This window comes from Pelomonas cellulosilytica, from assembly GCF_021353265.1.
GTDB lineage: Bacteria > Pseudomonadota > Gammaproteobacteria > Burkholderiales > Burkholderiaceae_C > Pelomonas > Pelomonas cellulosilytica.
The window spans coordinates 337,868-363,517 of the sequence record NZ_JAJTWU010000007.1 but is presented as its reverse complement, the minus strand read 5'-3'; the positions used below and the strand labels follow the sequence as shown (position 1 = coordinate 363,517).

Genomic DNA, 25,650 nt, shown 5'->3' with positions numbered 1-25,650 from the left:
GCGTCAGTGCGGGTTGGCGGCGGTGCCGGCGAGGCCGGCGGGCGGAGGGTCGGCGTAGGCCTCCGCGTCGAGGCGGCGCATTTCGGATTCGATCCAGTCCTTGACCTCGCGCATCATTTCCTGCGGCTCGCGGCCCTCGGGACGCATCGGCTTGCCGATGGAGATGTCCACGATGCCCGGCCGCAGCAGGAAGCTCTTGCGCGGCCAGCAGCGTGCGGACGTCGCGGCGATTGGCACGACCGGAAGGCCGGCCTCGATGGCCAGCCGCGTGCCGCCGGTCTTGTAGTCGCCAACTTCGCCGCGTGCGATGCGAGTGCCCTCGGGGAACATGATGACCCAATTGCCCTGCGCGCCCAGGCGCTTGCCCTGTGTCAGCACCTTGTTCCAGGCCTCGGTGCGGCGGCCGCGGTCGATGTGGATCATGTCCATGCGCGCCATGGCCCAGCCGAAGAACGGCACATAGAGCAGCTCGCGCTTGAACACATAGGCCAGCGGGTGGCTCAGCAGTGCCGGGTAGGCGAAGGTCTCCCAGGTGCTCTGGTGCTTGGACAGCAGCACGACGCCAGCGCGCCGGTCGGCCGCGGTCGGCAGGTTTTCCATGCCGTGGATGCGCCAGCGCACGCCACAGATGTAGCGGGCGCTCCAGATGGCGACCTTGAGCCAGCCGGCGCAGGCCCAGTAGACCGGGTCGCCGCGGCGGAACAGCGACAGAAGCAGCACGGCAAGCGCCCACGGGATGACCGTGACGACGAGCACGAGGACGAAGATCAGCGAGCGGATGGCGCTCAGCAGCATGGACATCAGAGAAGGTCTCCGGCCTGGGTGTCGGGGGCGAGGGCCTGGCCGCGCTGTTCGGCCACGCGGCGGCGCTCGTCCTGGATGAGCGCCTCGGCAAAGGCGGCCAGGTCGTCGTGCACGCGGGCCTTCGGCACCTGCGCGAGCAGGTTGGCCAGTTCCTCCGTGCCGAGGTGGCCGAAGGGGCCGGTCAGCACGAGGTGGGGCACGCAGCCGGCGTTCTGAGCCGTCAGCAGGTCGGTCAGCGATGCGCCGACCATGTGAACGTCGGCCAGCTCCACGTCGAAGCGCTCGCCGATCTGCTGGATCAGCCCCGGCAGCGGCTTGCGGCAGTCGCAGCCTTCCTCAGGCGTGTGCGGACAGAAAAAGGCCGCGTCCAGCCGCCCGCCCTTCTCGGCCAGCAGTTGGTTCAGCCGGATGTGCACGGCGTTCAACGACGCCATGTCCAGCAGGCCGCGGCCGATGCCGGCCTGGTTGGTGGCCAGCACCGTGTGCCAGCCGGCGTGGTTCAGCCGCGCGACAGCCTCCATCGCGCCGGGCAGCGGGTCCAGTTCCTCCGGCGCCTTGACGTGGTCGTCGCGGTAGCGGTTGAGCGTGCCATCGCGGCCGAGGATGACCAGCTTCATGCCGTGGGCGTGGTCGGTGGCGCGCGGCATGATCAGCGGCCCTCAGCGGCTACCGGCCACGAAGGGGCCGCTGTGCGACCCGTGCGCTGACGCCCCCCCTCGGGGGAAAGAGAGCAAGGCGAACGTGAGAGCTGGTTCATCTCAGGCCAGGCGCGAGAGGTCGGCCACGCGGTTCATCGCGGCATGCAGCCGTCCCAGCAGCGCCAGGCGGTTGGCCCGCAGCGCCGGGTCTTCTGCGTTCACCATCACGTCGTCGAAGAAGGCATCGACAGGCGCCTTCAGTGCGGCCAGCGCCTTCAGCGAGCCGGTGTAGTCGTGCTGGTCGAACAGCGTGTCGGCCTGCGGCTGCACCTGCGCGATGGCGGCAGCCAGTGCTTGCTCGGCAGCTTCCTGCAGCAGCTCAGGCCTCACCTCGGTTGGCAGTTCGCCTTCGACCTTCTTCAGGATGTTGCCGACGCGCTTGTTAGCCGCGGCCAGCGACGCGGCCTCGGCCAGCGCGGCGAAGGCACGCACGGCCTCAAGGCGCTTGGGCACGTCGCCCAGGCGCGCGGGCTGCAGCGCCAGCACGGCGTCGACCTCCTGGGCGCTGTAGCCCTGGTCGCGCAAGGAGACGGCTAGGCGGTCGGCGAAGAAGCCCAGCAGCGCCTGGCGCGGGTCGGTGATCAGCTCTCCGAACGATGGCACGGCGGCGTCGATCAGCGCCGGCAGGTCCAGCGGCAGGTTCTTCTCGACCAGGATGCGGATGACGCCCAGCGCGTGGCGACGCAGCGCGAACGGGTCCTTGTCGCCGGTGGGCAACTGGCCGATGCCGAACAGGCCCACCAGCGTCTCCAGCTTGTCGGCCAGCGCGACGACGGTACCCGTGTGATTGCGCGGCAGCGCATCGCCGGCGAAGCGGGGCTTGTAGTGGTCCTCGATGGCAATCGCGACGCCGTCACGCAGACCCTCGTGGCGGGCGTAGTAGCCGCCCATGATGCCCTGCAGCTCGGGGAACTCGCCCACCATGTCGGTCAGCAGGTCGCACTTGGCCAGCGTGGCGGCCTGCTTGACCTTGCTGTCGAGCACCTTGAACTCGTCGTCGGCGTCGACCGTGTAGGGCAGCGTCGCCATGCTGAGCTGCTGCACGATGGCATGAGCGATCGCCGTGACGCGCCCGGCGCGTTCGCCCTGAGAGCCCAGCTTGCCGTGGTAGACGACCTTGTCCAGGCCGGGCAGACGGTCTTCCAGCTTCTTCTTGCGGTCCTGATCGAAGAAGAACTTGGCGTCGGCCAGGCGCGGGCGCACGACACGCTCGTTCCCGCCGGTCACGGCGCCGGCATCGGCCGGCGCGATGTTGCTGACGACGAGGAAGTGGCGGGTCAGCTTGCCGCCCTTGTCCAACAGCGGGAAGTACTTCTGGTTGGCCTTCATCGTCAGGATGAGGCACTCCTGCGGCACGGCGAGGAACTCCTGCTCGAAGGCACAGGTCAGCACGTTGGGGCGCTCGACGAGGGCCGTCACTTCGTCGAGCAGCGCGTCGTCGTCGACGGGCGTCAGGTCGAGGGCGTCCGCGGCGGACTTCAGCTGGCGGGCGATCTCGGCGCGGCGCTCGGCGAAGCCAGCGATGACGGCGCCCTGATCCCGCAGTTGGGCGGCATAGCTGTCGGCGGCGTCGATGCCGACGGTTGCCTGCGTCGCCTCGAAGCGGTGACCCTGCGTTGTGCGGCCGGAGGTCAGGCCCAGCGCCTGCACCGGCACGATGTCGGCGCCGTGCAGCGCGATGAGACCATGCGCCGGACGCACGAATTTCACGTCCGACCACCCGTCGGCCAGCTGGTAGGTCATGACCTTGGGGATGGGAAGCTTGGCCAGCGCCTCGTCCAGCGCCTTCTGCAGGCCTTGGGCGAGCGTCGCGCCGGGTTGCAGGTTGTCCCAGAACAGCGCCTCGGCCTTGCCGTCAGGCTGACGCTTCAACTGTGGCACGACCTCGGGGCCGGCGCCGACGGACGCAAGCTTCTTCAGCAGCGCGGGCGTGGGCTGGCCGTCTGCGGTCAGCGCGACGGTGACCGGCATCAGCTTCTGCTGTACCGCCTTGTCGGCGGCCTTGGTAGCGACATTCGTGACATGCACGCCCAGGCGGCGCGGTGACGCGAAGGACGTGACGGCGGCGTCGGCCGCGGCGAGGCCCTGGGCCTTCAGGCTGTCGGCCAGCACGGTGGCGAACGACTCGCCCAGCTTCTTCAGCGCCTTTGGCGGCAGCTCTTCGACAAACAGTTCAACGAGCAGGTTTGCAGACATCGCTCAGGCCGCCTTCTTGCTGTTCTTCAGTTCGATCTGCGCGATCACTTCGTCGGCCCAGGCCTTGGGCGCCATCGGGAACCCGAGGCGCGCGCGGCTGTCGACATAGCTCTGCGCCACGGCACGGGCCAGGTTACGGATGCGGCCGATGTAGGCGGCGCGCTCGGTCACTGAGATCGCGCCGCGGGCGTCCAGCAGGTTGAACGTGTGGCCGGCCTTCAGCAGTTGCTCGTAGGCGGGCAGCGCCAGCTGGTGGTCCATCAGGTTCTTGGACTGCTTCTCGTGTGCCGCGAAGGCCGACAGCAGGAAGTCCACGTCGCTGTGCTCGAAGTTGTAGGTGCTCTGTTCCACCTCGTTCTGGTGGAACACGTCGCCGTAGGTCAGGCCGTCGGTGTAGACCAGGTCGTACACCGATTCCTTGCCCTGCAGATACATGGCCAGGCGCTCCAGCCCGTAGGTGATCTCGCCGGTGATGGGCTTGCAGTCGATGCCGCCGACCTGCTGGAAGTAGGTGAACTGCGTCACCTCCATGCCGTTGAGCCACACCTCCCAGCCCAGGCCCCAGCAGCCGAGCGTCGGGTTCTCCCAGTCGTCCTCGACAAAGCGCACGTCGTTCTTCTTCAGGTCGAAGCCCAGCGCCTCCAGTGAGCCGAGGTACAGCTCCAGGATGTTGGCCGGCGCGGGCTTGAGCACGACCTGGAACTGGTAGTAGTGCTGCAGGCGGTTGGGGTTGTCGCCATAGCGGCCGTCCTTGGGACGGCGGCTGGGCTGTACGTAGGCTGCCTTCCAGGGCTCGGGGCCTAGGGCGCGCAGGAAGGTGGCGGTGTGGCTGGTGCCGGCGCCGACTTCCATGTCGTAGGGTTGGAGCAGCGCGCAGCCTTGCTTGGACCAGTAGTCCTGCAGGGTCAGGATGATTTGCTGGAAGGTCAGCATGAGAGGCCAGGAAACGGGGGTGGCCGATTCTATTGGGCGGCTCTGCGGATCCCGATCAAGGCGAGCACTGCCATCGCCCACAGCGGCCACAGGCCCAGCGCCGCCAGCCAGCGGGCGTAGGGTGTCGAACCGGTGCGGCCGTCGACCTGCGCCTCCAGTACCGCCCGCACCAGCGGCGGCAGGCGGGCGGTGACGTGGCCGCGGTGATCGACGACGGCGGTCGCGCCGGTGTTGGTCGAGCGCACGACGGGGCGCTGGAACTCCAGCGCCCGCATCTGTGAGAACTGCAGATGCTGGTCCTGGATCATGACCGTGCCGAACCAGGCGAGGTTGCTGACGTTGACGAACATCGTCGCGGCTTCGGGTCCAACGGCGCTCTGCACAACGTCCTCGCCGAACAAGTCCTCGTAGCAGATCAGCGGTCGCAGGCGCTGGCCGGCCACGGCCCAGGGGCGTTGGTGCTGGCCGCGGGCCTGGTCGTCCAGCGGTATGTCCATCGCCTTCACGAACCAGCCGAAGCCCGGCGGGATGAACTCGCCGAACGGCAGCAGGTGGCGCTTGCCGTAGGCATAGCCGGTGCCGAGGCCGACGACGGAGTTGACGAAGCCGTCGTCCGAATTGCCGAGGAAGGTGCCCAGCAGCGCCGGTCGGTCTGGCCGTGACAGGCGCTCCAGCGTGACTTGGTCCAGTTCGCCGAGCGGCAGCGGCACGACGGACTCCGGCGTGATAATGACCCGGCCGCGGGCGGACTCGATGAGCTGGGCCAGCGTCTCCAGGTTGGCGCTGAAGCGTGCCGGGTCGAACTTTTGATCCTGCGGGATGCTGGGCTGTACGAGTGACACGGCGAGCGTTCCGGCCGACGCGGTGAAGTTCTGCGGCAGCAGCCCACCGGCCAGCGGGATCAGCAGTGCCGGGGAGGCCCAGGCGATGGCACCGCGCCGGAGCCACACGAGGCCGGCAGCGGCAAGCGCACCCAGCGCGCAGATGCCGTAGACGCCCACCCAGGGTGCCCACCCGGCCAGCGGGCCGGTGGTGTGCGCGTAGCCGGAGGCGATCCACGGGAACCCGCTGAACCAGCTGGCCCGGGCCAGTTCGGCCAGCAGCCAGGCCGGCACGAAGGCCAGCACACGCCAGCGGCCGGGGGCGATGAAGCGCGCGGCCAAGCCCAGGGCTAGCGCGTAGTAGCTGCTGAGGAAGGCCGCCAGCAGCGCCACGGCCAGCGCCGCGGCCAGCCAGGGGATGCCGCCGAACTGGTGCATGCTGATATGCAGCCACCACAGCCCCGACGCCAGCCAGCCGAAGCCGAACAGCGCGCCGTACAGCGACGCGTTCCGCGGGCGCGCGGACTGGGCCGTGGCGAACAGCAGCGCCAGCGCGACGATCTGCAGCAGTGGCCATGGCGACGGCGCGAACGCGCCGGTGTGCAGCACGCCCGCGACCAGCGCGAGTGCCGCCGCGCGGAGGCCCTTCACGCCTCGGACTCGTCGTCCGGTGCGCGCGTGACCTTGAACCAGCGCACCGCGCCGCCGCGCGTCAGCATGACGGCGAAGTTCAGGCCCGCCACGCTCACGGTCTCGCCACGGCGCGGCACGCGGCCGTGCTCCTGGGCGACGAGGCCGCCGATGGTGTCGAAGTCGTCGTCCGGCAGCGCCACGCCGAAGGCGCCGTTGACGGCGGCAATGGTGGCGTCACCGGCCACGCGCTGGCTGCCGTCGGCCAGCGTGTAGATGCTGGTCTCGCCGTCCTTGTCGTCGAACTCGTCCTCGATCTCGCCGACGATCTCCTCCAGCACATCCTCAATGGTGATGAGGCCGGCCGTGTTGCCGAACTCGTCGATGACGATGGCCAGGTGGTTGCGGTTGGAGCGGAAGTCGCGCAACAGCTCGTTCAGGCCTTTGCTCTCGGGCACGAAGACCGTCGGCCGCAGCAGCGCGCGCAGGTTCAGCTCGGGGGCGCGCTGCATCTTCAGCAGGTCCTTGGCCAGCAGGATGCCGATGATGTTGTCGCGCCGGCCCTCGTAGACCGGAAAGCGTGAGTGGCCCGTGTCGATGACGACGGCCAGCAGCTCGTCGTAGGGTGCGTCGATGTCCAGCAGGTCCATGCGCGGGGCGGCCACCATCGCGTCGCCGGCCGACAGCTCGGCCATGCGCAGCACGCCCTCCAGCATCTGGCGCGACTCGGGCTCGATCAGCTCGCGCTGCTCGGCGTCCGCCAGGGTCTCGATCAGTTCGGTCTTGGAGTCCGGCCCGGGGTGCAGGAACTCCAGCATGCGCTCCAGCAGGCCGCGGGCCTCGGGCGGGTGTTTGGCGGCCCCGCGAGAGGGCCTGCCTGAATGAGGTTCGCTCAAGGGAGCTGTCAGGGTATTGCGGAAGGGACAGAATAGCCGATCGGTTTGACAAGCCCTTGTCTCCCCGCCGCGAGCCCCTACCTTGGGTGCCTTCTTTTGATCACGGTTCCTGCCATGTCCACTGCTGCCAACGGTCTCATCCCCGCCACCATCCTCACGGGCTTTCTCGGCTCGGGCAAGACGACGCTGCTCAAGCGCGTGCTGACGGAGGCACACGGTCAGAAGATTGCCGTCATCGAGAACGAGTTCGGCGAGGAGAACATCGACACCGACATCCTCGTGTCCGACACCAACGAGCAGATCATCCAGATGAGCAACGGCTGCGTCTGCTGCACGATCCGCGAGGACCTGCGCACCACGCTGAGCGATCTGGCCGCCAAGCGCCGAAAGGGCGAGCTGAATTTCGAGCGCGTCGTCATCGAGACCACTGGCCTGGCTGATCCCGGCCCGGTCGCGCAGACCTTCTTCATGGACGACGAGATCGCCGAGGCGTACCTGCTGGACTCCGTACTGACGCTGGTGGACGCCAAGCATGCCGACGAGCAGCTCAACACGCGCCAGGAGGCGCGTATGCAGGTCGGTTTCGCCGACCAGATCTTCATCAGCAAGACCGACCTCGTGGAGCCGGCGGCCGTGGAGGCGCTGATCCACCGCATCAAGCACATGAATCCGCGCGCGCCCATCCAGACGGCGCATTTCGGTGAGGTGGCGCTGAGCAAGGTGTTCGACCTGCGCGGCTTCAACCTGAATGCCAAGCTGGAGATCGACCCGGACTTCCTGAAAGCCGACGACCACGGGCACGACCACCATCACCATCACCATGATCACGACCATGAGCATGGCGAGCACTGCGACCACCCCCACCACCATCACCACGACGATGACGTCAAGAGCTTCGTGTTCCGTTCGGAGAAGCCCTTCAACCCGGCCAAACTGGAAGATTTCCTTGGCGCTATCGTGCAGGTCTACGGCCCCAAGATGCTGAGATACAAGGGTGTCCTACACATGAAAGGCACGGACAAGAAGGTCATCTTCCAGGGCGTGCACCAGATGATGGGCTCCGATCTCGGCCCGAAGTGGATGCCGGGAGAGAAAAAGCAGAGCAAGATGGTGTTCATCGGCATCGACCTGCCCAAGGACGTGCTGATGCAAGGCCTCGAGGGCTGTTTGGCGTGATTTTTTGGGCGCCGGCGGCCATGTTTGATGGGTGCTCAGACAGTGGGTTCCACATGGCTACAATCCGCCGCGCTCAAAAATCGGGCTGCCGGCTCAAAAGCAGTGGGATCAAGGTCTGACACCGCGCCGATGCGCCCGAGAGCGAGGAGAAGACAGTGAGCAAGACCCCGGCCCCCAAAACCGCCGCCGCGACGCCCAAAGGCGCTAAGACGGCAGCCAAGACCGACGCCGGCAACGACGTCGCGATGCTCGACGTGCCGGCCCCGACCAACCGCTTTGCCGACCGCTTCGCGCCGCCGAAGCCGCCAGTTCGAGGCGCCATGCATGCCGACGAAGCACCCCGGATCGCCGCTAAGGGCGACCCGAAGCTAGCCAACGCCTGGAAGACCAAGTCCGGCGCCGAGCTGACCGACGCCGAAGTGTTGGCCATGCCGGACTCGGAATACATGAACGCCAAGCAGCTGGAGTTCTTCCGCGCAAAGCTGGAAGGCCTCAAGAGCGAAGTGCTGTCCAACGCCGGCGAGACCACCGAGCACCTGCGCGAGGACACCACCATCGTTCCCGATCCGGCGGACCGCGCCACGATCGAGGAAGAACATGCGCTGGAGCTGCGCACCCGTGACCGCGAGCGCAAGCTGCTGAAGAAGATCGTCCAGTCCATCGCGCGGCTGGACAGCGGCGACTATGGTTACTGCGATGAAACCGGCGAGCCGATCGGCCTGGGTCGTTTGATCGCCCGGCCGACCGCCACGCTGTCGCTGGAAGCGCAGCAGCGTCGGGAGCTCAAGCAAAAGATGTTCGGCGACTGAAAAGCCATGCATGAAGCTGCTGCGCGAACGCAGGGCGTGCCTGCGCTGCTCGCCGTACGGGCGTATGGCTGCGCTGCTCGGCACCCCCTGCGTCCGCTCGCGACGCTTCCTGCACGGCTTTTCCGGTTTTGCCGGGTAAGCTGACGCCATGTCCGACTCCAAGCCCGCAGATCCCAAGGAAGGCGACAGCTTCTTCCGCAAGGTGGCGCGCTTCGTGGCCAACCCGACCACCGACTGGGCCGAAATCAACTCCCGCCAGGACGACCCCGAGGGCGATCTCGCCAAGGCCGAGTTGCGTGCCATGGTGGAGCGCAAGCGCCGCAACGACTTCGTGCGCAAGCGTGAGCTGGACATGCTGCGGCGCATCCGCCGTGAAGGGCTGACGCCCGAGCAACTGGCCGCGATGGCGTCGTCGCCGTCCAAGCTGGGCGACGACGACCGCCTCAGCGAGCCCAGCTCCAAGATCGATCTGGGCGTGAAGGCCAAGATCGACGAGATCGAGCAGCAGATGGTGGGCGAGAGCTTCGCCACGACGCAGGCCGTGCCCAAGCAGCACCCGGGCTTTTTCGAGACCAGCACGCGACCGGTGGCCTTCGCGTCCACCGCCACTGCGCCACTGGCCGCGGAGGCGGCCGGAGGCCGTGTCAGCGAGTTCTCGACGCCGCAGGAGGCCAAGCGGCTGTCGTCGCCGACGCCGCCGGCTGCCGTCACGATGGGCGCGGCCATTCCGCCGCTGTCCGACTCGCCGCCCAGCCTGCTGCCGGAGCTGCCGCCGCTGGACATGCCGCTGTCGTTCACGCTGGCGGAGTCGTCCGCGCCGGTGGAGGTGCAGGAGGTCGTCCACGACCCCGACCTGGATGAAGCCGTCATCGCTTTCGCGAATGCCGACTACGAGACCAGCGAACACTCGCTGACCGAGCTGGTGCGCCCCGGCGGCAGCCGCAACCTGCATGGCGAAACCTGGCTGGTGCTGTTCGACCACTACCGCGCCACCGGCGCGCAGGGCAAGTTCGAGGTGCTGGCCGTCGAGTACGCCCAGCAGTTCGGCCTGTCGGCTCCTCAGTGGTTCTCGATGCCGAAGCTCGTGGCGGAGTCCACGCGGCAGGCCAACCGTACGCCGATGGGCAGGTCCAGCCAGGTCAGCTGGACGGCGCCCAGTTCGTTGACGGCCGAGGACGTGGCGGTCCTTCAGAAACGTTGCGAGACGCTGCCCATGCCCTGGGTCTTCGACTGGGGCGCGGTGGACGACATCGAGATCGAGGCCGCCATCCAGCTGCGTGAGCTGTTCCGCAAGTGGGCGACGCAACAGATCGACCAGCGCTGGGTCGGTGGCGATTATTTCCTGAACCAGCTCAGGGAAGTCGCACCTGTCGGCGAGCGTGACACCGACCCGGTGCTGTGGATGCTGCGGCTGGAGGCGCTGCGCCTGGCCAATCGCCCCGACCAGTTCGACGAGGCGGCCATCGATTACTGCGTGACCTACGAGGTCTCGCCGCCGTCCTGGGAGCGGTCGAAGTGCCGCGTGCGTATCGGCAACGATGGCGCGTCGACGAACAGCCCGGCGTCGAGCACGCTCCACGGGGAAGGGCACTCGACGACCTTCCTCGACACCAGCGTCTCCGAGCCCGCCATCGCTCAGCTTGAACTGATGGGCCAGCTCAGCGGCGACATTTCGGAGCACCTGCGCGCGCTGTCGGCCGACGTGGGCGAAGCCACGCTGATCAACATCTCCTGCACCAAGCTCATCCGGCTGGACTTCATGGCCGCCGGTGACCTGCTGAACTGGGTGCTGCAGCGGCGGGCGGAGAACCGCTCGGTCATCTTCCTGGACGCGCACCGGCTGGTGGCACTGTTCTTTGGCGCCATGGGCATCAATGAGCATGCGAAGGTCAAAGTCCGGGTCAATTAGCCCTCCCCCTACGCGCTGACGCGCGCGCCCCCAACGATGCATTGCGCTGGACCGGCGGAGCCGGATCCATGGCAGTCGCTGGGGCGTCCGAAGGGTGTGCCGGTTCGTGGCGTTTCCAGTCTTGCGAAACTCCGGCTGAACCCAACCTGGAACAGCCTATGTCTTCTGTTTCCTCTTCCGCCGTATATCACGGCACCACCATCGTGTCGGTGCGGCGCCAGACGGCTGCCGGCTGGCAGGTGGCCATCGGCGGTGATGGCCAGGTCACGCTGGGCAACACCGTCGTCAAGGCCAGCGCGCGCAAGGTGCGCAAGCTGTACCGCGACCAGGTGCTGGCCGGCTTTGCCGGCGCGACGGCCGACGCGTTCACGCTGTTCGAGCGTTTCGAGGCCAAGCTGGAGAAGCACCAGGGCCACCTGGTACGCGCGGCCGTCGAGCTGACGCGCGACTGGCGCACGGACCGCGTGCTGCGCCGGCTGGAGGCCATGCTGGCCGTGGCCGACAAGACGGCGTCGCTGATCATCACCGGCAACGGCGACGTGCTGGAGCCCGAGCAGGGCATCGTCGCCATCGGCTCCGGCGGTGCTTACGCGCAGGCCGCGGCCAAGGCGCTGCTGGCCAACACCGAGCTGAGCGCGGCCGACATCGTCAAGAAGTCGCTCGAGATCGCAGGCGAGATCTGCATCTACACGAACCAGAATCACACGCTGGAGGTGCTATGACCCCCCACGTTCACTGCCCCCAGAGGGCGCGCGATGCCCTTCGGGCGGCCGGACGGGCAGCGCAATGAGTTCCATGACGCCTCAAGAGATCGTCTCCGAGCTGGACCGCCACATCGTCGGCCAGAACGCCGCCAAGCGCGCCGTCGCCATCGCGATGCGCAACAGGTGGCGCCGCCAGCAGGTCGACGACAAGCTGCGCGGCGAGATCACGCCCAAGAACATCCTGATGATCGGCCCGACCGGCGTCGGCAAGACCGAGATCGCCCGGCGCCTCGCGAAGCTGGCCGGCGCGCCCTTCATCAAGGTTGAGGCGACCAAGTTCACCGAGGTGGGCTATGTCGGCAAGGACGTCGATTCCATCATCCGCGACCTCGTGGAAGTGGCCGTGAAGCAGGAGCGTGAGCGGGCGATGCGCCGCGGCCAGACACGGGCCGAGGACGCTGCGGAGGATCGCATCCTCGACGTGCTGCTGCCTGGCAGCGCGGCCGACAACGCCACTCGCCAGACCATGCGCAAGCGCCTGCGCGAGGGGCAGCTCGACGACAAGGACATCGAGCTGGACCTGGCCGCGCCGAAGCCCACGCTGGAGGTGCTGACGCCCTTCGGCAACCAGCCCGGCATGGAGGACATGGCCGAGCAGTTGAAGGGCATGTTCGGCCAGATGGGAGGTGCGCAGAAGAAGACGCGCAAGCTCAAGATCGCCGAGGCGATGAAGCTGCTCGTCGACGAGGAAGCGGCCAAGCTCGTCAATGAGGAAGAGACCCGCGCGACCGCGCTGTCCCATGCGCAGGAGATGGGCATCGTCTTCATCGACGAGATCGACAAGGTCGCGTCACGCCAGGAGCATGGCGGCGCCGAGGTCTCGCGCCAGGGCGTGCAGCGCGACCTGCTGCCGCTGGTGGAGGGCACGACGGTGTCCACGAAGTACGGCCTCGTGAAGACGGATCACATCCTCTTCATCGCCAGCGGTGCCTTCCACCTCAGCAAGCCCAGCGACCTCATCCCCGAACTGCAGGGCCGGCTGCCGATCCGCGTCGAGCTGGATTCGCTGTCCGTGGCGGATTTCGAGGACATCCTGACCAGCACGCACGCCAGCCTCGTCAAGCAGTACCAGGCGCTGCTGTCGACCGAGGGCGTCACGCTGGACCTGCAGCCCGACGCCATCCGGCGCATTGCGCAGATCGCCTTCGAGGTCAACGAGCGCACCGAGAATATCGGCGCGCGCCGCCTGGCCACGGTGATGGAGCGGCTGCTGGACGAGATCAGCTTCGATGCGCCCAACCGCAGTGGCGAAGCCATCGCGCTGACCGCGGCCGACGTGGACGGGAAGCTCGCCGCGCTCGCGGCCAACGAGGACTTGAGCCGCTTCATCCTCTGATTGCGAGCCGCCGTCGGGCGGGCGTTTGAGCGAACGCAAGCCTGCAAGGTGGTCGTGACGCTAGGCTGGCGGCATGTCCCACTCGTCCCGTCACCGCCCCACATCGCGACTGTGGGGACTGGCGCGCCCGCCGGCGCTCAGCGTCGCCGCTACGCGCGAAATGCAGCGCTGGCGCTGGCCGGTGCTGGCGGCGCTGCTGTGCACCATCCCGGCCTTCTACATCGAGTTGCTGGAGCAGCTGCCCACGCCGCTGGCCACGGCCATCTACTTGTCCGCGGCGGGGCTCATCGCGCTGTCGCAATGGCGCGTTTCTCGCCATCTGGACCATCCGCTGCAGCACCTGCGCCGCAACGCGCTGGACCTGCTGCTGGCGGTTGGCTTCATGCTGTCCGCGTTGCTGCCCGCCAGCGTCGACTCGCCGCTGAGCCTGGCCATCCGCCTGGCCGTGGCGCTGCTGAGCCTCGTGCACATGGTCTGGACACTGCGGCCCTGGTTGACGCGCGGTGGGTTGGGCTACCTGCTGCTGCTGGCGTTCGCCGTGCTGTGCTTCTGCGGCGTCGGCTTCTGGGCGCTGGAGCCGCGCGTGAGGACGCTGGGTGATGGCCTGTGGCTGGCGTTCACGACGGCGGCCACGGTGGGCTATGGCGACATCGTGCCCAGCACGCCGGCTGCCAAGATCTTCGCCGTCTTCGTCGTGCTGCTGGGCTATGCCGTGCTGTCGCTCGTGACGGCCGCCATCGCCGCGATGTGGGTGGAGACCAGCGAGCGCCGCATCGAGCACGACATCCTGCGCCAGCTGCATGCCGAGGTCAGCGCGCTGCGCGGCGAGATCGCGGCACTCAAGCGGCCCGACGACACGGCTCAGTGAGGGCGCTGGGCGGCGCTGCCGGTCCAGCGCAGCAGCTGCATCAGCGTGGGGGCCTGCGTCTTGCCGAGCAGGTTGCGCACGTGGCTGCGCACGGTGCTCACCTGCAACCCCAGGTGGCGGGATGTTGCCTCTACCGGTTCGCCGTCGGCCAGCAGCAGCAGCACCTGGCGCTCGGCCTGGCTCAGGCGGCACTGGCGCGTCAGCGCGTCGATGCGGGCGGCCTGCGTCAGCGCCGGCTGGTCCAGGTGAACGGCGCACAGCACGCTGGAGATCGGCCAGCCCGATGGCAGCGCGATGGCGGGTGCCAGCGGGGCGACGTGCAACCAGCCGGTCGCCAGGCTGGGCGTGAACCACAACCCCGTGCGGGAGGACGTGCCGGCCGCGGCCAGCGCCAGCAGTTCACCCAGGCGCAGCGCATCCATCGGCCCGAGTTGCACCAGTCGGCCGCCCTGCAGCCGGCCCTGGCCGTCGTCCAGCAGCTTCTGCATGCTCGCATTGGCAAAGAGCAGCTGCCGGTCGGGCTGCAACACGAGCAGCGGCTGGGGCAGGGCGGCCAGCACATGCTGCGTCGGTGTCGGCGGCATGGACGCCGGCCTGACGGGCAGTTCTGACGGCGTGGGCAGCATCGGTGAGCTGGGGATGGCGAGGTGCATGACGATCTCCCTGAGCCTGGGCGGCGCGACGGCGCCGTCTGTCTCCACAAGTCTGGTGAGTGAACGGCGTCCACGCCATTGGCCCGAGGGCTTGTCCATGCGGCTTGACCCAATGGCCAACCCGGCGGCCACCGCCGCGCCGATACCATCGTTTGCCGCGGGGAGACTGCCGATGAAAGTACTGTTGATCGATGACCACCCCTTGTTCCGCGAGGGCGTGGCGCTGCTGCTGCAACCCCTCGTCGAGGGGCTGCAGACTTGGGAGGCCGGCAGCTGCGAGGAAGCCTTCGACCTGTTGGCGCGCCGCGGGAGTGCCGACCTGGTGCTCATCGACCTCGGACTGCCCGGCATCACGGGCCTGGAGGGGCTGACGCGGCTGCGCCAGCAGCATCCCGAGCTGCCGGTCGTCGTTATGTCGTCGTCGGACGACAAGGACACCGTGCTGGCCGCGCTCGACGCCGGCGCGATGGGCTTCATCCCCAAGAGTTCCACGTCGCAAGTCATGCTCGGTGCGCTGCGGCTCATCCTGGCCAAGGGCATCTACCTGCCGCCGTCGGTCTTCCTGGCAGCGCGCTCGGCGCCGACCGTGAGCCCGCCACCTGCCGCATCGCCAGGAGTGTCGGCGCCACCTCCGGCGCGCACGCCGGCCGACCTGGGGCTCACGCCGCGCCAGGCCGAGGTGCTGCACCTGCTGCTGCAGGGCAAGCCGGCCAAGCTGATCGGCCGCCAGCTCAACCTGTCGCTCAGCACCGTCAAGGCGCACACCTCCGCCGTGCTGCGCGCGCTGAACGTGACGACGCGGACGCAGGCGGTCGTGGCCGCCGGCCGGATGGGGCTGCGATTCGACGAACCGGCGTCGCCGTGATGCCGCCGCCTGTCAGGGTGTGATCGACACCTGCATCGCTTCCAGCAGCCGCTGCAGCCCGATGGGCTTGTGCAGCAGCCGCGCACCGTGCTGGGCCGCGCGGCTCGGCAGCGCCGCGTCGGTGTTCGCGGTGACGACGAGCGCGGGGATGTCGTCGTCGTAGTGTTGGCGCAGCCGCGAGATGACCTCGAAGCCGTCGCGACCCTGGCCGAGCTGGTAGTCCGTGACGATGAGGTCCGGCACGCGCAGGTGCGCCTGCAGCTCGGTCAGCACGCTGTCGCAGCTTGCCGCGGCGACGACATGGCAATGGCAGGCCTGCAAGGCATCCACCAGCGCCTGGGCATTCGTCGCGTCGTCGTCCACGACGACGATGAAGCGCCCGGCCAGCGCCTGTGCGCTGGGCGCGAGGCGCGGCAAGGCGCGACGTGACGGCGCTGATCCCGCCGCCAGCGGCATCGTCAGCCGGAACACCGTGCCATGGCCGACCCGGCTGTCCACGCGCAGCCCATAACCCAGCATGTGGGCGCAGCGCTGCACGATGGACAGGCCCAGACCCAGGCCCTTCTCGGCGCCGGTGCCGGGCGCCTCGATGCGGAAGAACTCCTCAAAGATCGCCTCGCGGTAGCGCGGCTCGATACCCGGCCCGGTGTCCCAGACCTCAAGCGTCAGCTGGCCGTCGCCGTCTCGCCGGCAGCCCACCAGCACGCCACCGCGGTGCGTGTAGCGGATGGCGTTGGCGACGAGGTTGCCGGCGATGCGTTCCAGCAGCGCCGCATCACCCTTCACGACCACGTCGCAGGCGCGCACGCGCAGCCGCAGCCCCTTCTCGGCCGCCTGCGGCGCCCACGTCTGCTCCAGCCGATGCAGCAGCCAGCCGAGGTCGACGTCCTCGATGTGCGCCTGCACCGCGCCGGCGTCGAGCTTCGAGATGTCCAGCAGGTTGCCGAACAGGCTTTCCATCGTCGCCACCGACGACTGGATCTTGTCCGCCAGCGCCAGATGGTCCGGCTGTTCCAGCCGGCTCTGCAGCACGCCCAGCAGCAGGCTGATCGAGTGCATGGGCTGCCGCAAGTCGTGGCTGGCCGCTGCGAGGAAGCGCGTCTTGGCGGCATTGGCGCGCTCGGCTTCGTCCTTCAGGCGCGCCAGTTCGTCGGCGCGGGCCGCGAGCACGTCGCGCGCGTCGGAGAGCTGGGCGGTGCGTTCAGCGACCTTGGCTTCGAGGCTGGCGTAGAGGTCGCGCAGGCGGGAGGCCATCTGGTTGAAGTCCTGGGCGAGGTCTTCGATCTCGTCGTGGCGGTGCACGGTCAGCATCGTGTTCAGGTCACCGCCGGCAATCCGGCCGGTGGCGCTGCGCAACTCGACGATGGGAGCCGCCATGCGTCTCGCGAAGGCGATGCCTGCGACGAGCGCGATGCTGCCGCCCACGAGCATCAGAAGAAGAGTGCGTGCCACGGTGGCCCATACGGGCTGCAGGGCGGCACTGCGCGGCTGCTCCATCAGCACGATCCATCCTGTGGGCCGGACGCGTGCAGCCGTCACGATGACCGGCCGGCCTTCGATGTCGGTGCTGGCGATTCCGCGCACGGGCACGGCATCGCGGCGGTCGACGGCCAGGGCCTGACGCACTGCCGGCGAGCCGGACAAGTCCATGCGATGGAGCACGTGAGTGGGCGTGGGGTGTGCAATCAGCAGGCCGCTCGCATCGACGATGCTCGCCTGGCCACCGACACCGGCCGCCAGCCGGGAGACGACGTCGCCGAGCAGCCGGAGGTCGACGGTGGCAACTACTGCGCCGGTGCCGTCGAAGGCCGACAGGCGCACGCTGGGCAGATAGTCATCGCGGAAGAACGTGCTGCCATAACGTACGCCCTCCGACTCGGAGACCTGGGCCAGGGCCGTCTCCGCGATCGGCTCTGCGCTGTCGAACCGGTCTGCCGCGTGTTTGGAGATGGCCAGCTGTTCGCGGCCCTGCCGGTCCACGACTTGCAGGTCCGTGATCGCAGGGGTCAGTTGCATCAGCCGGTAGAACTCCTCGCGCCGCTGGGGCGCGCCGAATCCGGGACGACCCCAGGGCAGCTTGGCCACGTCGCGCAGCCCGGACTCGATGACGGAGATGTAGGTCTCGATCTCCCGCGCGGCCCCTTCGGCCTGCGCTTGCTGGACAGTCTCGATGCGGTCGAGCGCCTCGCGATAGCCGAAGAAGGTCTCGAGGGCGCCGGAGATTAGCAGCAGTGCCAGCGTCAGCCCGCACATCCAGCTGGCATAGCGGCGCGACAGCGGCCGGTAGCGGCGCGGTTGGGCAGTGCCAGGTGGCGGCGCCGTGATGGTCATCGGATGACGATGTCGGCGCGGCGCACGACCTCGATGCGGGGCGTGGGTAGGCCCGTATCCACGCCCGTCCGCACCGCCAGCACGAAACGCTGCGGCCGCTGGATCGGGATGCCGCCAGCGGGCTCCCCGGCCAGCACGCGTGCACTCAGATCCGCCAGCCCCGGCCAGATGAAGGATGTATCTACCGCATAGGACAGTGGTGCGCCAGCCCGTACGTCGGCCGTGTTGCCGAGGATGACGGGCTTATTCCAGGCTCGCAGACGCTTCAGGATCATCGGTGTGGCCAGGAACGCGACGTAGCTGCGCGGGACCACCCACGCATCGAACTCGCGGGCTTCAGGGGCGTCCAGCAGCGCCTGAGCCTCCTCCGAGGTGTCGGCCAGCAGCAGCTTTACCGACAGCCCGAGCCGGCGGGCCGTATCCTCGACGGGCGCCAGTGCATTGACGGACGTGTTCCACGACCGGTCGGTCAAAACCGCAACGCTGCGGATCCAGGGATAGGCGTCGCGCAACGTCTCAAGCCGCTTGCCGTCGAGCTGTTCTGCAACCCAGATGCCGGTGACGGGTTCCTGGCGCCGCGACAAAGACGTGACAAGGCCCTCGTGTACCGGATGCACGTAGCTTGAGAACACGAGGGGAATGCCGGGTGCGTGCTGGGTCGCCTGCAGGGCCACGTCGGCGTTCGGGGCCAGCAGCAGATCCGGTCTGGTGTCACGTAAACGGGCCAGCGTGGCCGCAACGTCAATGCCGGGGTTTTCCTCAACGTTGACGAAGGCAAAGGTGACTCGCCGGGACAGTTCGGCATGGCCGCTTCGAAACGACTGCACGAACTTGCCGTAACCCGTGTCTACATCGGGCGACTCCCGCCCCAGGTAGACCACCTGCAGGCGCGGCCATTGCGGCCCGTCGGCGGTCAGCAACGTGCAAAGCAGCCACCCGATGGCAGCAGCCCGTACCCATGGCCAAGGCGTTCGTACGCTGTTCAAGGGAGCCCTCGTTCGATAGGCTGGATCGCGTCAAGCGCATGGGGCGGTTGACGACTGTCAGTTTAGAGAGGGAGTGAGCATGACCGAAGCGAATTCCGAATCCTTCTGCTGGATGAAGGCCGTGCTGTGTGATCCACCGCCGGTCCCAGACGTGGCGATGCCAGCCGGGCAGGCTGTCGTGGCGCTTCCGACGCTGGAGCCGCCGCCTGCGCCGGCGCTGGTGCTCGACGGCGGCATGAGCACGATGGGAAAAAAGGTGCCGCCGCCAAGCCCGGCCGAGATGCCTCGCGTCCCGCCGCCGCCGCCTGGGGGCGGCGGGGTCGTGGCTCAGCAGGCTGCGTTGGAGCCCAGCAAGGGCGGCAGCTGGCAGGTCGTGTCATGTGCGCCTGGCCGGGAACGAGCGCCGGGCGAGCCCGTCGTGTTGCTGGTGTTCCAGCCCGTGCCTGGCGGGCGCGAGGAGGCCGTGCTCTGGCGCGAGGCCAATCCGATCTGGTTTGCCGATGCCGCCGCAGCCAGCCTCGTGAACTGCATCGTTTGACGGAGGTCTGTCATGACGCACTACAAGAGATTCCAGATCGGCGATTGGGACCCGGACTACCTGGACCTGGCGAGCCAGGAAACCTACTTCGTCCCCCAGGTCTGGGGGCAGCTCGTCGCGTTGAAGCCACCGCCCGGAGACGAGGAGGGGGAATGCGTTGCCGTCGCTCGCAAGAACACCCCGGCCATCAGGACGCCAGAGCGCATCCGCGACATCCTCGATCAGGAGAAGGACTGGACCGGCCTCGTCGCCCCAGTCATGGCCGTTCTGCCCGGCGCGGTCCCGGACGCGCAGCTGTCGCAGTCAAAGAAGCCTGAAACCTGGCGGATGATCAAGCTGGCGCTCTACGACTTGCAGCCAGGCCTGTTCTTCCAGAAGGCGCTGATCAACCGCGCTCGGCCTGACCGGACGTGCGATCAACTGCCACGGCCGGTCATCGAAACGCCGGGGCATCCCGCGTATCCGGCGGGGCACGCGGCGCAGGCCTTCTCCGTGGCCTTGCTGCTCGGCGGCCTGTTCACACAGGCGCCGAAAACGCAGCAGGCGCTGCTTCAGGCCGCGGCGGTCGTCGCGGACAACCGCGTCATCGCAGGCGTGCATTTCCCTAGCGATTGCGAGGCTGGCCGGCAGCTCGCGCTCCATTTCGTGCCCCTGTTGCGGCGGAACCCGTTGTTCGAGCGGCACGTGGACGCAGCACGCGCCGAGTGGAATGCGGCTCCACCAGCCTAGGCAACGCTTTGGAGGCCGCCCTAGCGAGCCATCTCGGCTGAGCGTCCCGCCTCGATCGCCAGTAACCCATCGAAGATCAACCCCTCGATGAGTTCATGCGGCGCGTCGAGCGCGGGCGCCACCTTCCACCCCGCGCCGCCGGTCATCAGCAGAAGGGGCTCGCGTCCCTCGCGCTGGCGCAGCAGGCGGTGCATGCGTTCGATGGCGCCGGTGATGGCGAAGGTGCCGCCGGTCGTCAGCGCATCGCTGGTGTTGGTCGGGAAGTCGCGCACCTCGCCGGTCGGCACGCGCAGGCCCGCGGTGCCGCCTTCGAGCGCGCGCAGCATGATGCCGTGGCCGGGGAGGATGAGGCCGCCGAGGAACTGGCCGTCGGTGGACAGGGCGTCCACCGTCACGGCGGTGCCCACCATCACGGTCAGCACCGGGCCGTCGAAGCCGCGCTGGAGTGCATGGGCGTGGGCGCCGATGACGGCCACCCAGCGGTCGGCGCCGAGTCGGGCTGGGTGGTCGTAGCCATTGCGTACGCCGGCGGCCTCGGCTGCCGGCACGACCCAGCGCGGTGCCAGATCCCAGTGCTCCATCTGGTCTTCCACGCGGCGGCGTACGGCGTCGCCGGCGACGTTGCTGCCCAGTACGCGCGTGGGCGTCGCAAGGCCCTGCCAATCTTCCTCGGCCAAACGGTCGATGTTTTCCAGGAAAACAGCGCCGTGCTGCAGCGGCGCGCTGCCGGGCCGGGCGCCCACTGGGTAGACGGCCCACTTGAGCCGGGTGTTGCCGATGTCGATGGCCAGGAGGGTCATGGAAGGCCGCTGCGTGGAGTTGGCGCGCAGCCTACCAGCAGGGCCGCGTGGCCCCGCTCCGGGTTTGCGTGCCGTGCGCGGGTCAGGCGGAGCGCGCCAGCGCGCCCAGCTCGGCGGCCGACGCGTGCGCGGCCACCTCGCCGATGACGAGCAGCGCCGGGCTCGGCAGCCGCTCCCGCGCGATGCAGTCGGCCAGGTCGGCGAGCGTCGTGACCGCGTGGCGCTGTTGTGCCGTGTGCGCTGCGCTGATGACGGCGGCCGGCAGGTCGGCGCGCAGGCCGGCTGCGAGCAGTTGCGCGCCGATATGGCTGGCGCGAGCCACACCCATGTAGATGACGAGGGTTAGGCCGGTGCGGGCAAGGGCCGGCCAGTCGGGCTCCGCGCGGCCGTCGCCGGGGTGGCCGGTCACGAGGATGACGCCAGGGCTGGCGCGCCGGTCCGTCACCGGGATGCCGACGGCCGCTGGGCCAGCGATGCCGCTGGTGAGACCGCTGACCACCTCCACGTCGATGCCGGCTTCGCGCAGCGCGTCGACCTCCTCGCCGCCACGGCCGAAGACGAACGGATCGCCGCCCTTCAGCCGCACGACGCGATGGCCGGCGCGGGCCTCGCGGATCATCAGCGCGTGGATGAAGTGCTGGTCGGTGGAGATGCAGCTGCCGGGCCGCTCCCAAGGCGGCTGCGCGTCCCCTTGGGGGATCGTCAACTCTTGCTGGCGAGGGAGCTTGGGCCAGCCGCCCCGCTTGCCGACGCGCAGCAGCCGGCCCTTCACCAGCGCCAGCACGCGTGGGTCGACGAGGTCGTCGGCCAGCACGACGTCGGCGGCCTCGATACGTTTGACGGCGCGCATGGTCAGCAGCTCTGGGTCGCCGGGCCCGGCGCCGACCAGGGAGACGATGGGAAGCGTCATGCAGGTACCTCCTCGGGGGTCGTGGCCACCAGTCGCCGCAGTGCCGGCAGGCAGGAGCCGCATTGCGTGCCGCAGCGCTTCTCGCTCTGCAGCTGCGTCAGGCGTTCGGCCGGCGTGCCGCTGCAGCGGGCGAGCGTCAGCCGGATGACGTCCTCGCGCACGTCAAAGCAATTGCAGACCTGCGGGCTGGCCAGGGCCGCGCCGTTGGTGGACGGCGCATCGGGCGACAGCAGCCCGCGGCCCAGCGTGGCGGCCGCAGTACGCTCGCGCCACAGATCCACCAGCCAGGCGCCTTCGTCGTGTGGGCCCACGCGAAGCAGCGCCCGCAGCGGGGCGGTTTGCGGGTTGCCACTGTCCAGCGCCAGCAGGCGCAGACGGCCGCGCTGCACGTCGGCGTAGCGCAGCACGGCGGGGGTATTGAGCCCGAGCGAGGCGACCAGTTCGTCCACCAGCGCCGGGGCGGGCGCCGCCGCGCAGGCGGCCTCGAACACCCAGCCGACCTTCTCTCCGTGGTTCGGCCTGCCGGGCTCCGGCAAGCAGTGCGCGTAGCCGAAGCGCGGCATCAGTGCGCGCAGCCGTTCGCGCAGCGCCGGTCCTTCGCCTGCAGCCACCCAGGCGCAGGCACTCAGCCGCCAGGGGAGGTCTACCGGTTCGATGGCGACGGCGCTGAACTTCAGCTCCGGTTGCTTGGAGTCGGCACAGAACGCGCCCTGCGTGACTGCGTTGATGCCCAGCTGCGCACCGATGAATTCGTCGCCCCAGTGCATCGCAATGTCGGCGCCCGTGGGGGCGACGTTGCCGTCGAGCTTCAGCGGCAGCACGACATCGCCGCGGCGTGAGCGCACGCGGACGAGCTGGCCGTCGGCCAGGTGCAGGTGGGTGGCATCGTCGGGGTGGAGGCGCACGACGGGCCGGCCCTCATGCGCAAAGAGACGCGGCACGCTGCCGCTGCGGCTCATTCCGTGCCACTGGTCGCGCAGGCGGCCGGTGGTCAGCGCGAACGGCAGTTCGGGCGATGTGGCTTCGGCCGTCGGCTGGAACGGCCGCGTGATGAAGCGCGCGCGGCCGTCGGCCGTGGCGAAGCGGCCATCGGTGTAGAGCCGCGCCGTTGGGCCAGCGACGTAGGGCCACTGCTGCGGGCCCTCGGTGTCCAGTGTGATCCATGACAGGCCGGTGATGTCCAGATCGCGGCCGCGCGTGGCCTCGCGGTGTTCCAGCCACAACGCCTCGGCGCTGTCGGCCGCCAGGCGCGGGGCGCGCGACAGGCCGGCGTCGATGAGCGCCGCGATGTCGCGCACGATGCGCCAGTCCGCGCGGGCCTCGCCGGTGGGTGGTATGGCGGCACGCACACGGCTGATGCGCCGCTCGCTGTTCGTCACGGTGCCGTCCTTCTCGCCCCAGGTGGCCGCGGGCAGCAGGTAGTCGGCGTAGCGCGCGGTGGCCGTGTGGGCGAAGGCCTCTTGCAGGATTACCAGCTCGCAGCGCTCCAGCGCGGCACGCACGGTGGCCTGGTCGGGCATCGACTGGGCCGGGTTCGTACAGGCAATCCACAGCGCCTTGATCTCGCCGCGGGCGGCCGCCTCGAACATCTCCACGGCCGTGTGGCCGCGCCGGTTGGGCAGGTCGCTCACGCCCCAAAGCGCCGCCATCTCGGCCCAGTCCTGCGCGTCACCCGGGTCGCGGTGGCCGGGCAGCAGGGTGGCCATGCCGCCGCTTTCTCGACCGCCCATCGCGTTCGGCTGGCCTGTCAGCGAGAACGGGGCCGCGCCGGCGCGGCCGATCTGACCGGTGGCCAGGTGCAGGTTGATCAGCGCCGTGTTCTTGGCCGTGCCGCTGCTGCTCTGGTTCAGGCCCTGGCAATACAGGCTGAGCGAGGCGGGCGATGTGGCGAACCACTCGGCGGCGAGCCAGAGGTCGGCTTCCTTCACGCCGCACACCTCGGCGGCGCGCGCGGGCGTCCAGTCGCGCACGAGGACCTTCAGCGCCGCGAAGCCGTCGGTCGAGCGGGCGATGAAGGCGTCGTTCGTCCAGCCCTGCCAGATGATCGCGTGCAGCAGGCCGTGGCACAGCGCCACGTCGGTGCCAGGGCGGATCTGCAGGTGCAGGTCGGCCAGCTCGGCGGTCTCGGTGCGGCGCGGGTCGATGACGATGAGTTTGTGTCCGGGCTTGGCTGCACGCGCGGCCTCCAGCCGGCGGAACAGGATGGGATGCGCCCAGGCCGGGTTGGCGCCGCTGACGAGCACGCAGTCGGCGGCCTCGATGTCCTCGTAGCTGCACGGCGGTGCGTCTGCGCCCAGCGCCTGCTTGTAGCCGACGACGGCGGAGCTCATGCACAGCCGCGAGTTGGAGTCGATGTGCGGCGTACCGATGACGGCGCGGGCCAGCTTGTTGAACGCGTGGTAATCCTCGGTCAACAGCTGGCCGGAGATGTAGATGCCGATGGCGTCGGGGCCGTGCGCGGCGCGGATGGCCAGCAGCTTGTCGGCGATCTCGCGGTTGGCCTCGTCCCACGTGAGGGCCGAGGGCGTCATTCCCCGGGCTTCACGCTTCTGCGGTTCGCGCAGGCGCTGGTGCTGCAGCACGACCGGCGTGGCCGTCAGGTGCAGGTTGGTGCCCTTGGTGCACAGCCGGCCGAAGTTGGCCGGGTGGTCGGGGTCGCCGCGCACGCCGGTGATCTGCGCGCCATCGTGCTCGATGACGACGCCGCAGCCGACACCGCAGTAGGGGCAGGTGGACTTTGTCTCGCGCATGCTCATGCGGCCTGCTCGCCGAACATCAGCGTGTCGCGGATGTCGGCGATGTTGCGGCCCTCGCGCAGCAGCTTGAAGTACCAGCCGCCGTCCACCGTGTCGCCATACAGGCAGGCGCCGACGAGCCGGTCGTCCTGGATGACGAGCTTCTTGTAGACGCCGGCGATAGGGTCGCTCATGACGATCACCTCGGTGCCGGGGCCACCGGTGAAGTTGCCGGCCGAGAACAGGTCGATGCCGGTCACCTTGAGCTTGGTGCTGACCGACGAGCCGAGGTAGCGGCCGATGCCGGACTGGGCCAAGTGCGTCGCGCACACTTGGCCCTGCTCGAACAGCGGCGCCACGAGCCCGTAGGCAATGCCGCGGTGGGCTGCACATTCGCCGACGGCGTACACGCGCGGGTCGGTGACGGTCTGCAGCGTGTCGGTCACCACGATGCCGCGGTTGCACAGCAGGCCTGCGCTTTCCGCGAGCGCCGTGTTCGGGCGGATGCCGGCGGCCATGACGACGAGGTCCGCGGGCACTTCGACGATGTCGCCAGCCGAGGTCTTGAGCTGCACGGCGCGCACGCGCCCGGTGTCGCCGGGCAGCAGCGCCTGGGTCTGCGCGCCGAGCATGAAGCGTAAGCCGCGGTCTGCGAGCGATTGGCGCAGCAGGTCGCCGGCCACTGTGTCGAGCTGGCGCTCCATCAGCGTGCCGGTCAGGTGCACCACCGTCACCTGCATGCCGCGCAGCATCAGGCCGTTGGCCGCTTCCAGCCCCAGCAGGCCGCCGCCGATGACGACGGCGTGCCTGAATCTCGCCGCGGCTTCGATCATCGCGTTCGTGTCGGCGATGTCGCGGTAGGCGATGACGCCCTCCAGCGTCTTGCCGGGCACCGGCGGGATGAACGGCGTGGAGCCGGTGGCGATCAACAGGCGGTCGTAGTCGGCCGTTGTGCCGTCCTCGGCCATGACGCGCCGGCGCATGCGGTCGACCTGCGTGACGGTCTTGCCCAAGTGCAGCGTGATGCCGTGCTGCTCGTACCAGCTCAGCGGGTGGAGGACGATCTCGTCGAGCGTCTGCTCGCCCGCCAGCACCGGTGACAACAGGATGCGGTTGTAGTTCGGGTGCGGCTCGGCCCCGAAGACGGTGATGTCATAGAGGCCGGGCGCGGTCTTCAGCAGCTCCTCGAGCGTGCGCACGCCGGCCATGCCGTTGCCCACCATCACGAGCTTCATCTTTTTCATGCCTGCACCTCAAAAACAG

22 protein-coding genes and 1 pseudogene are annotated in these 25,650 nt (G+C 68.9%); 10 read left to right on the top strand and 13 right to left on the bottom strand.

Annotated elements, in window-relative coordinates; genetic code table 11:
* Positions 1-3: 3 nt before the first annotated feature.
* From LXT13_RS18920 to LXT13_RS18895, 6 genes are all read right to left on the bottom strand, one after another.
* Positions 4-801: a lysophospholipid acyltransferase family protein gene (locus LXT13_RS18920; RefSeq protein ID WP_233373509.1), complete on the bottom strand. Its 798-nt coding sequence runs from the start codon at positions 799-801 to the stop codon at positions 4-6.
* On the bottom strand, positions 801-1,451 hold the full coding sequence (gmhB, locus tag LXT13_RS18915) for a D-glycero-beta-D-manno-heptose 1,7-bisphosphate 7-phosphatase (protein WP_233373508.1): 651 nt from the start codon (positions 1,449-1,451) through the stop codon (positions 801-803). Before gmhB ends, LXT13_RS18920 begins: the two co-directional genes overlap by 1 nt.
* 111 nt (positions 1,452-1,562) lie before the next feature.
* A complete protein-coding gene (glyS, locus tag LXT13_RS18910) occupies positions 1,563-3,698 on the bottom strand; it encodes a glycine--tRNA ligase subunit beta (protein ID WP_233373507.1) in 2,136 nt (711 codons plus the stop codon).
* A gap of 3 nt (positions 3,699-3,701) precedes the next feature.
* Positions 3,702-4,631, bottom strand: a complete 930-nt coding sequence (gene glyQ, locus LXT13_RS18905; RefSeq protein ID WP_233373506.1) for a glycine--tRNA ligase subunit alpha — start codon at positions 4,629-4,631, stop codon at positions 3,702-3,704.
* Between the two features lie 29 nt (positions 4,632-4,660).
* A complete protein-coding gene (gene lnt / locus LXT13_RS18900; protein WP_233373505.1) occupies positions 4,661-6,103 on the bottom strand; it encodes an apolipoprotein N-acyltransferase in 1,443 nt (480 codons plus the stop codon).
* Positions 6,100-6,978 carry an HlyC/CorC family transporter gene (locus tag LXT13_RS18895; protein ID WP_233373504.1) on the bottom strand — a complete coding sequence of 293 codons (879 nt, stop codon included), beginning with the start codon at positions 6,976-6,978 and terminating at the stop codon, positions 6,100-6,102. Before LXT13_RS18895 ends, lnt begins: the two co-directional genes overlap by 4 nt.
* A 114-nt stretch (positions 6,979-7,092) precedes the next feature.
* Between LXT13_RS18895 and LXT13_RS18890 the strand changes: the two genes are divergently transcribed.
* The 7 genes from LXT13_RS18890 (at position 7,093) to LXT13_RS18865 (ending at position 13,840) form a co-directional block, all read left to right on the top strand.
* The gene (locus tag LXT13_RS18890; RefSeq protein ID WP_233373503.1) at positions 7,093-8,154 is read left to right on the top strand and encodes a CobW family GTP-binding protein; all 1,062 of its coding nucleotides are present in this window, start codon (positions 7,093-7,095) and stop codon (positions 8,152-8,154) included.
* 155 nt (positions 8,155-8,309) lie between these two features.
* On the top strand, positions 8,310-8,963 hold the full coding sequence (gene dksA / locus LXT13_RS18885) for an RNA polymerase-binding protein DksA (RefSeq protein ID WP_233373502.1): 654 nt from the start codon (positions 8,310-8,312) through the stop codon (positions 8,961-8,963).
* Positions 8,964-8,973: 10 nt separating this feature from the next.
* Complete coding sequence (locus tag LXT13_RS28520; RefSeq protein ID WP_255719570.1) at positions 8,974-9,102, top strand: hypothetical protein; 129 nt, start codon at positions 8,974-8,976, stop codon at positions 9,100-9,102.
* Positions 9,103-9,111: 9 nt separating this feature from the next.
* Entirely contained in the window at positions 9,112-10,872 is a 1,761-nt protein-coding gene (locus LXT13_RS18880; RefSeq protein WP_233373501.1) for a hypothetical protein, read from the top strand.
* Between the two features lie 158 nt (positions 10,873-11,030).
* Entirely contained in the window at positions 11,031-11,594 is a 564-nt protein-coding gene (gene hslV, locus LXT13_RS18875) for an ATP-dependent protease subunit HslV (protein WP_233373500.1), read from the top strand.
* Between the two features lie 64 nt (positions 11,595-11,658).
* Complete coding sequence (gene hslU, locus LXT13_RS18870) at positions 11,659-12,972, top strand: ATP-dependent protease ATPase subunit HslU (RefSeq protein WP_233373499.1); 1,314 nt, start codon at positions 11,659-11,661, stop codon at positions 12,970-12,972.
* 73 nt (positions 12,973-13,045) lie between these two features.
* Entirely contained in the window at positions 13,046-13,840 is a 795-nt protein-coding gene (locus tag LXT13_RS18865; protein ID WP_233373498.1) for a potassium channel family protein, read from the top strand.
* Here LXT13_RS18865 and LXT13_RS18860 read toward each other — a convergent pair.
* A complete protein-coding gene (locus tag LXT13_RS18860) occupies positions 13,834-14,493 on the bottom strand; it encodes a LuxR C-terminal-related transcriptional regulator (RefSeq protein WP_233373497.1) in 660 nt (219 codons plus the stop codon). The genes LXT13_RS18865 and LXT13_RS18860 overlap by 7 nt on opposite strands.
* A 172-nt stretch (positions 14,494-14,665) precedes the next feature.
* Here LXT13_RS18860 and LXT13_RS18855 point away from each other — a divergent pair, with 172 nt between their 5' ends.
* The gene (locus LXT13_RS18855; RefSeq protein ID WP_233373496.1) at positions 14,666-15,358 is read left to right on the top strand and encodes a response regulator; all 693 of its coding nucleotides are present in this window, start codon (positions 14,666-14,668) and stop codon (positions 15,356-15,358) included.
* A 12-nt stretch (positions 15,359-15,370) separates the two neighbouring features.
* Here LXT13_RS18855 and LXT13_RS18850 read toward each other — a convergent pair whose 3' ends face one another.
* Together LXT13_RS18850 and LXT13_RS18845 are read right to left on the bottom strand one after the other, a co-directional pair.
* Positions 15,371-17,689: a hybrid sensor histidine kinase/response regulator gene (locus tag LXT13_RS18850; protein WP_233373495.1), complete on the bottom strand. Its 2,319-nt coding sequence runs from the start codon at positions 17,687-17,689 to the stop codon at positions 15,371-15,373.
* Complete coding sequence (locus LXT13_RS18845) at positions 17,686-18,609, bottom strand: ABC transporter substrate binding protein (RefSeq protein ID WP_233373494.1); 924 nt, start codon at positions 18,607-18,609, stop codon at positions 17,686-17,688. The genes LXT13_RS18850 and LXT13_RS18845 overlap by 4 nt, the downstream gene beginning before the upstream one ends.
* 145 nt (positions 18,610-18,754) lie before the next feature.
* On the opposite strand from LXT13_RS18845, the gene LXT13_RS18840 reads away from it, so the two are divergent.
* Together LXT13_RS18840 and LXT13_RS18835 are read left to right on the top strand one after the other, a co-directional pair.
* Complete coding sequence (locus tag LXT13_RS18840) at positions 18,755-19,213, top strand: hypothetical protein (protein WP_233373493.1); 459 nt, start codon at positions 18,755-18,757, stop codon at positions 19,211-19,213.
* A gap of 12 nt (positions 19,214-19,225) precedes the next feature.
* Positions 19,226-19,942: a phosphatase PAP2 family protein gene (locus LXT13_RS18835; RefSeq protein ID WP_233373492.1), complete on the top strand. Its 717-nt coding sequence runs from the start codon at positions 19,226-19,228 to the stop codon at positions 19,940-19,942.
* Positions 19,943-19,962: 20 nt separating this feature from the next.
* Here LXT13_RS18835 and LXT13_RS18830 read toward each other — a convergent pair whose 3' ends face one another.
* The 4 genes and pseudogenes from LXT13_RS18830 to LXT13_RS18815 all read right to left on the bottom strand — a co-directional run.
* A complete protein-coding gene (locus tag LXT13_RS18830; protein ID WP_233373491.1) occupies positions 19,963-20,742 on the bottom strand; it encodes a type III pantothenate kinase in 780 nt (259 codons plus the stop codon).
* Between the two features lie 82 nt (positions 20,743-20,824).
* Positions 20,825-21,652 carry a uroporphyrinogen-III C-methyltransferase gene (cobA, locus tag LXT13_RS18825; RefSeq protein WP_233373490.1) on the bottom strand — a complete coding sequence of 276 codons (828 nt, stop codon included), beginning with the start codon at positions 21,650-21,652 and terminating at the stop codon, positions 20,825-20,827.
* On the bottom strand, positions 21,649-24,402 hold the full coding sequence (locus tag LXT13_RS18820; protein WP_233373489.1) for a nitrate reductase: 2,754 nt from the start codon (positions 24,400-24,402) through the stop codon (positions 21,649-21,651). The genes cobA and LXT13_RS18820 overlap by 4 nt, the downstream gene beginning before the upstream one ends.
* Before the next feature lie 14 nt (positions 24,403-24,416).
* A pseudogene (locus tag LXT13_RS18815) lies at positions 24,417-25,631 on the bottom strand (NAD(P)/FAD-dependent oxidoreductase); the annotation flags it as partial.
* Positions 25,632-25,650: the final 19 nt, after the last annotated feature.

Excerpts from the sequence above, each read along its gene's own strand:
- LXT13_RS18865 (WP_233373498.1), top strand. The coding sequence starts at position 13,046 with ATGTCCCACTCGTCCCGTCACCGCCCCACATCGCGACTGTGGGGACTG.
- LXT13_RS18835 (WP_233373492.1), top strand. The coding sequence starts at position 19,226 with ATGACGCACTACAAGAGATTCCAGATCGGCGATTGGGACCCGGACTAC.
- hslV (WP_233373500.1), top strand. The coding sequence starts at position 11,031 with ATGTCTTCTGTTTCCTCTTCCGCCGTATATCACGGCACCACCATCGTG.
- LXT13_RS18840 (WP_233373493.1), top strand. The coding sequence starts at position 18,755 with ATGACCGAAGCGAATTCCGAATCCTTCTGCTGGATGAAGGCCGTGCTG.
- LXT13_RS18920 (WP_233373509.1), bottom strand. The coding sequence starts at position 801 with ATGTCCATGCTGCTGAGCGCCATCCGCTCGCTGATCTTCGTCCTCGTG.
- LXT13_RS18855 (WP_233373496.1), top strand. The coding sequence starts at position 14,666 with ATGAAAGTACTGTTGATCGATGACCACCCCTTGTTCCGCGAGGGCGTG.
- cobA (WP_233373490.1), bottom strand. The coding sequence starts at position 21,652 with ATGACGCTTCCCATCGTCTCCCTGGTCGGCGCCGGGCCCGGCGACCCA.
- LXT13_RS18880 (WP_233373501.1), top strand. The coding sequence starts at position 9,112 with ATGTCCGACTCCAAGCCCGCAGATCCCAAGGAAGGCGACAGCTTCTTC.
- LXT13_RS18860 (WP_233373497.1), bottom strand. The coding sequence starts at position 14,493 with ATGCACCTCGCCATCCCCAGCTCACCGATGCTGCCCACGCCGTCAGAA.
- hslU (WP_233373499.1), top strand. The coding sequence starts at position 11,659 with ATGAGTTCCATGACGCCTCAAGAGATCGTCTCCGAGCTGGACCGCCAC.
- LXT13_RS18820 (WP_233373489.1), bottom strand. The coding sequence starts at position 24,402 with ATGCGCGAGACAAAGTCCACCTGCCCCTACTGCGGTGTCGGCTGCGGC.
- LXT13_RS18850 (WP_233373495.1), bottom strand. The coding sequence starts at position 17,689 with ATGACCATCACGGCGCCGCCACCTGGCACTGCCCAACCGCGCCGCTAC.
- LXT13_RS18830 (WP_233373491.1), bottom strand. The coding sequence starts at position 20,742 with ATGACCCTCCTGGCCATCGACATCGGCAACACCCGGCTCAAGTGGGCC.
- gmhB (WP_233373508.1), bottom strand. The coding sequence starts at position 1,451 with ATGCCGCGCGCCACCGACCACGCCCACGGCATGAAGCTGGTCATCCTC.
- glyS (WP_233373507.1), bottom strand. The coding sequence starts at position 3,698 with ATGTCTGCAAACCTGCTCGTTGAACTGTTTGTCGAAGAGCTGCCGCCA.
- glyQ (WP_233373506.1), bottom strand. The coding sequence starts at position 4,631 with ATGCTGACCTTCCAGCAAATCATCCTGACCCTGCAGGACTACTGGTCC.
- LXT13_RS28520 (WP_255719570.1), top strand. The coding sequence starts at position 8,974 with ATGAAGCTGCTGCGCGAACGCAGGGCGTGCCTGCGCTGCTCGCCGTAC.
- LXT13_RS18890 (WP_233373503.1), top strand. The coding sequence starts at position 7,093 with ATGTCCACTGCTGCCAACGGTCTCATCCCCGCCACCATCCTCACGGGC.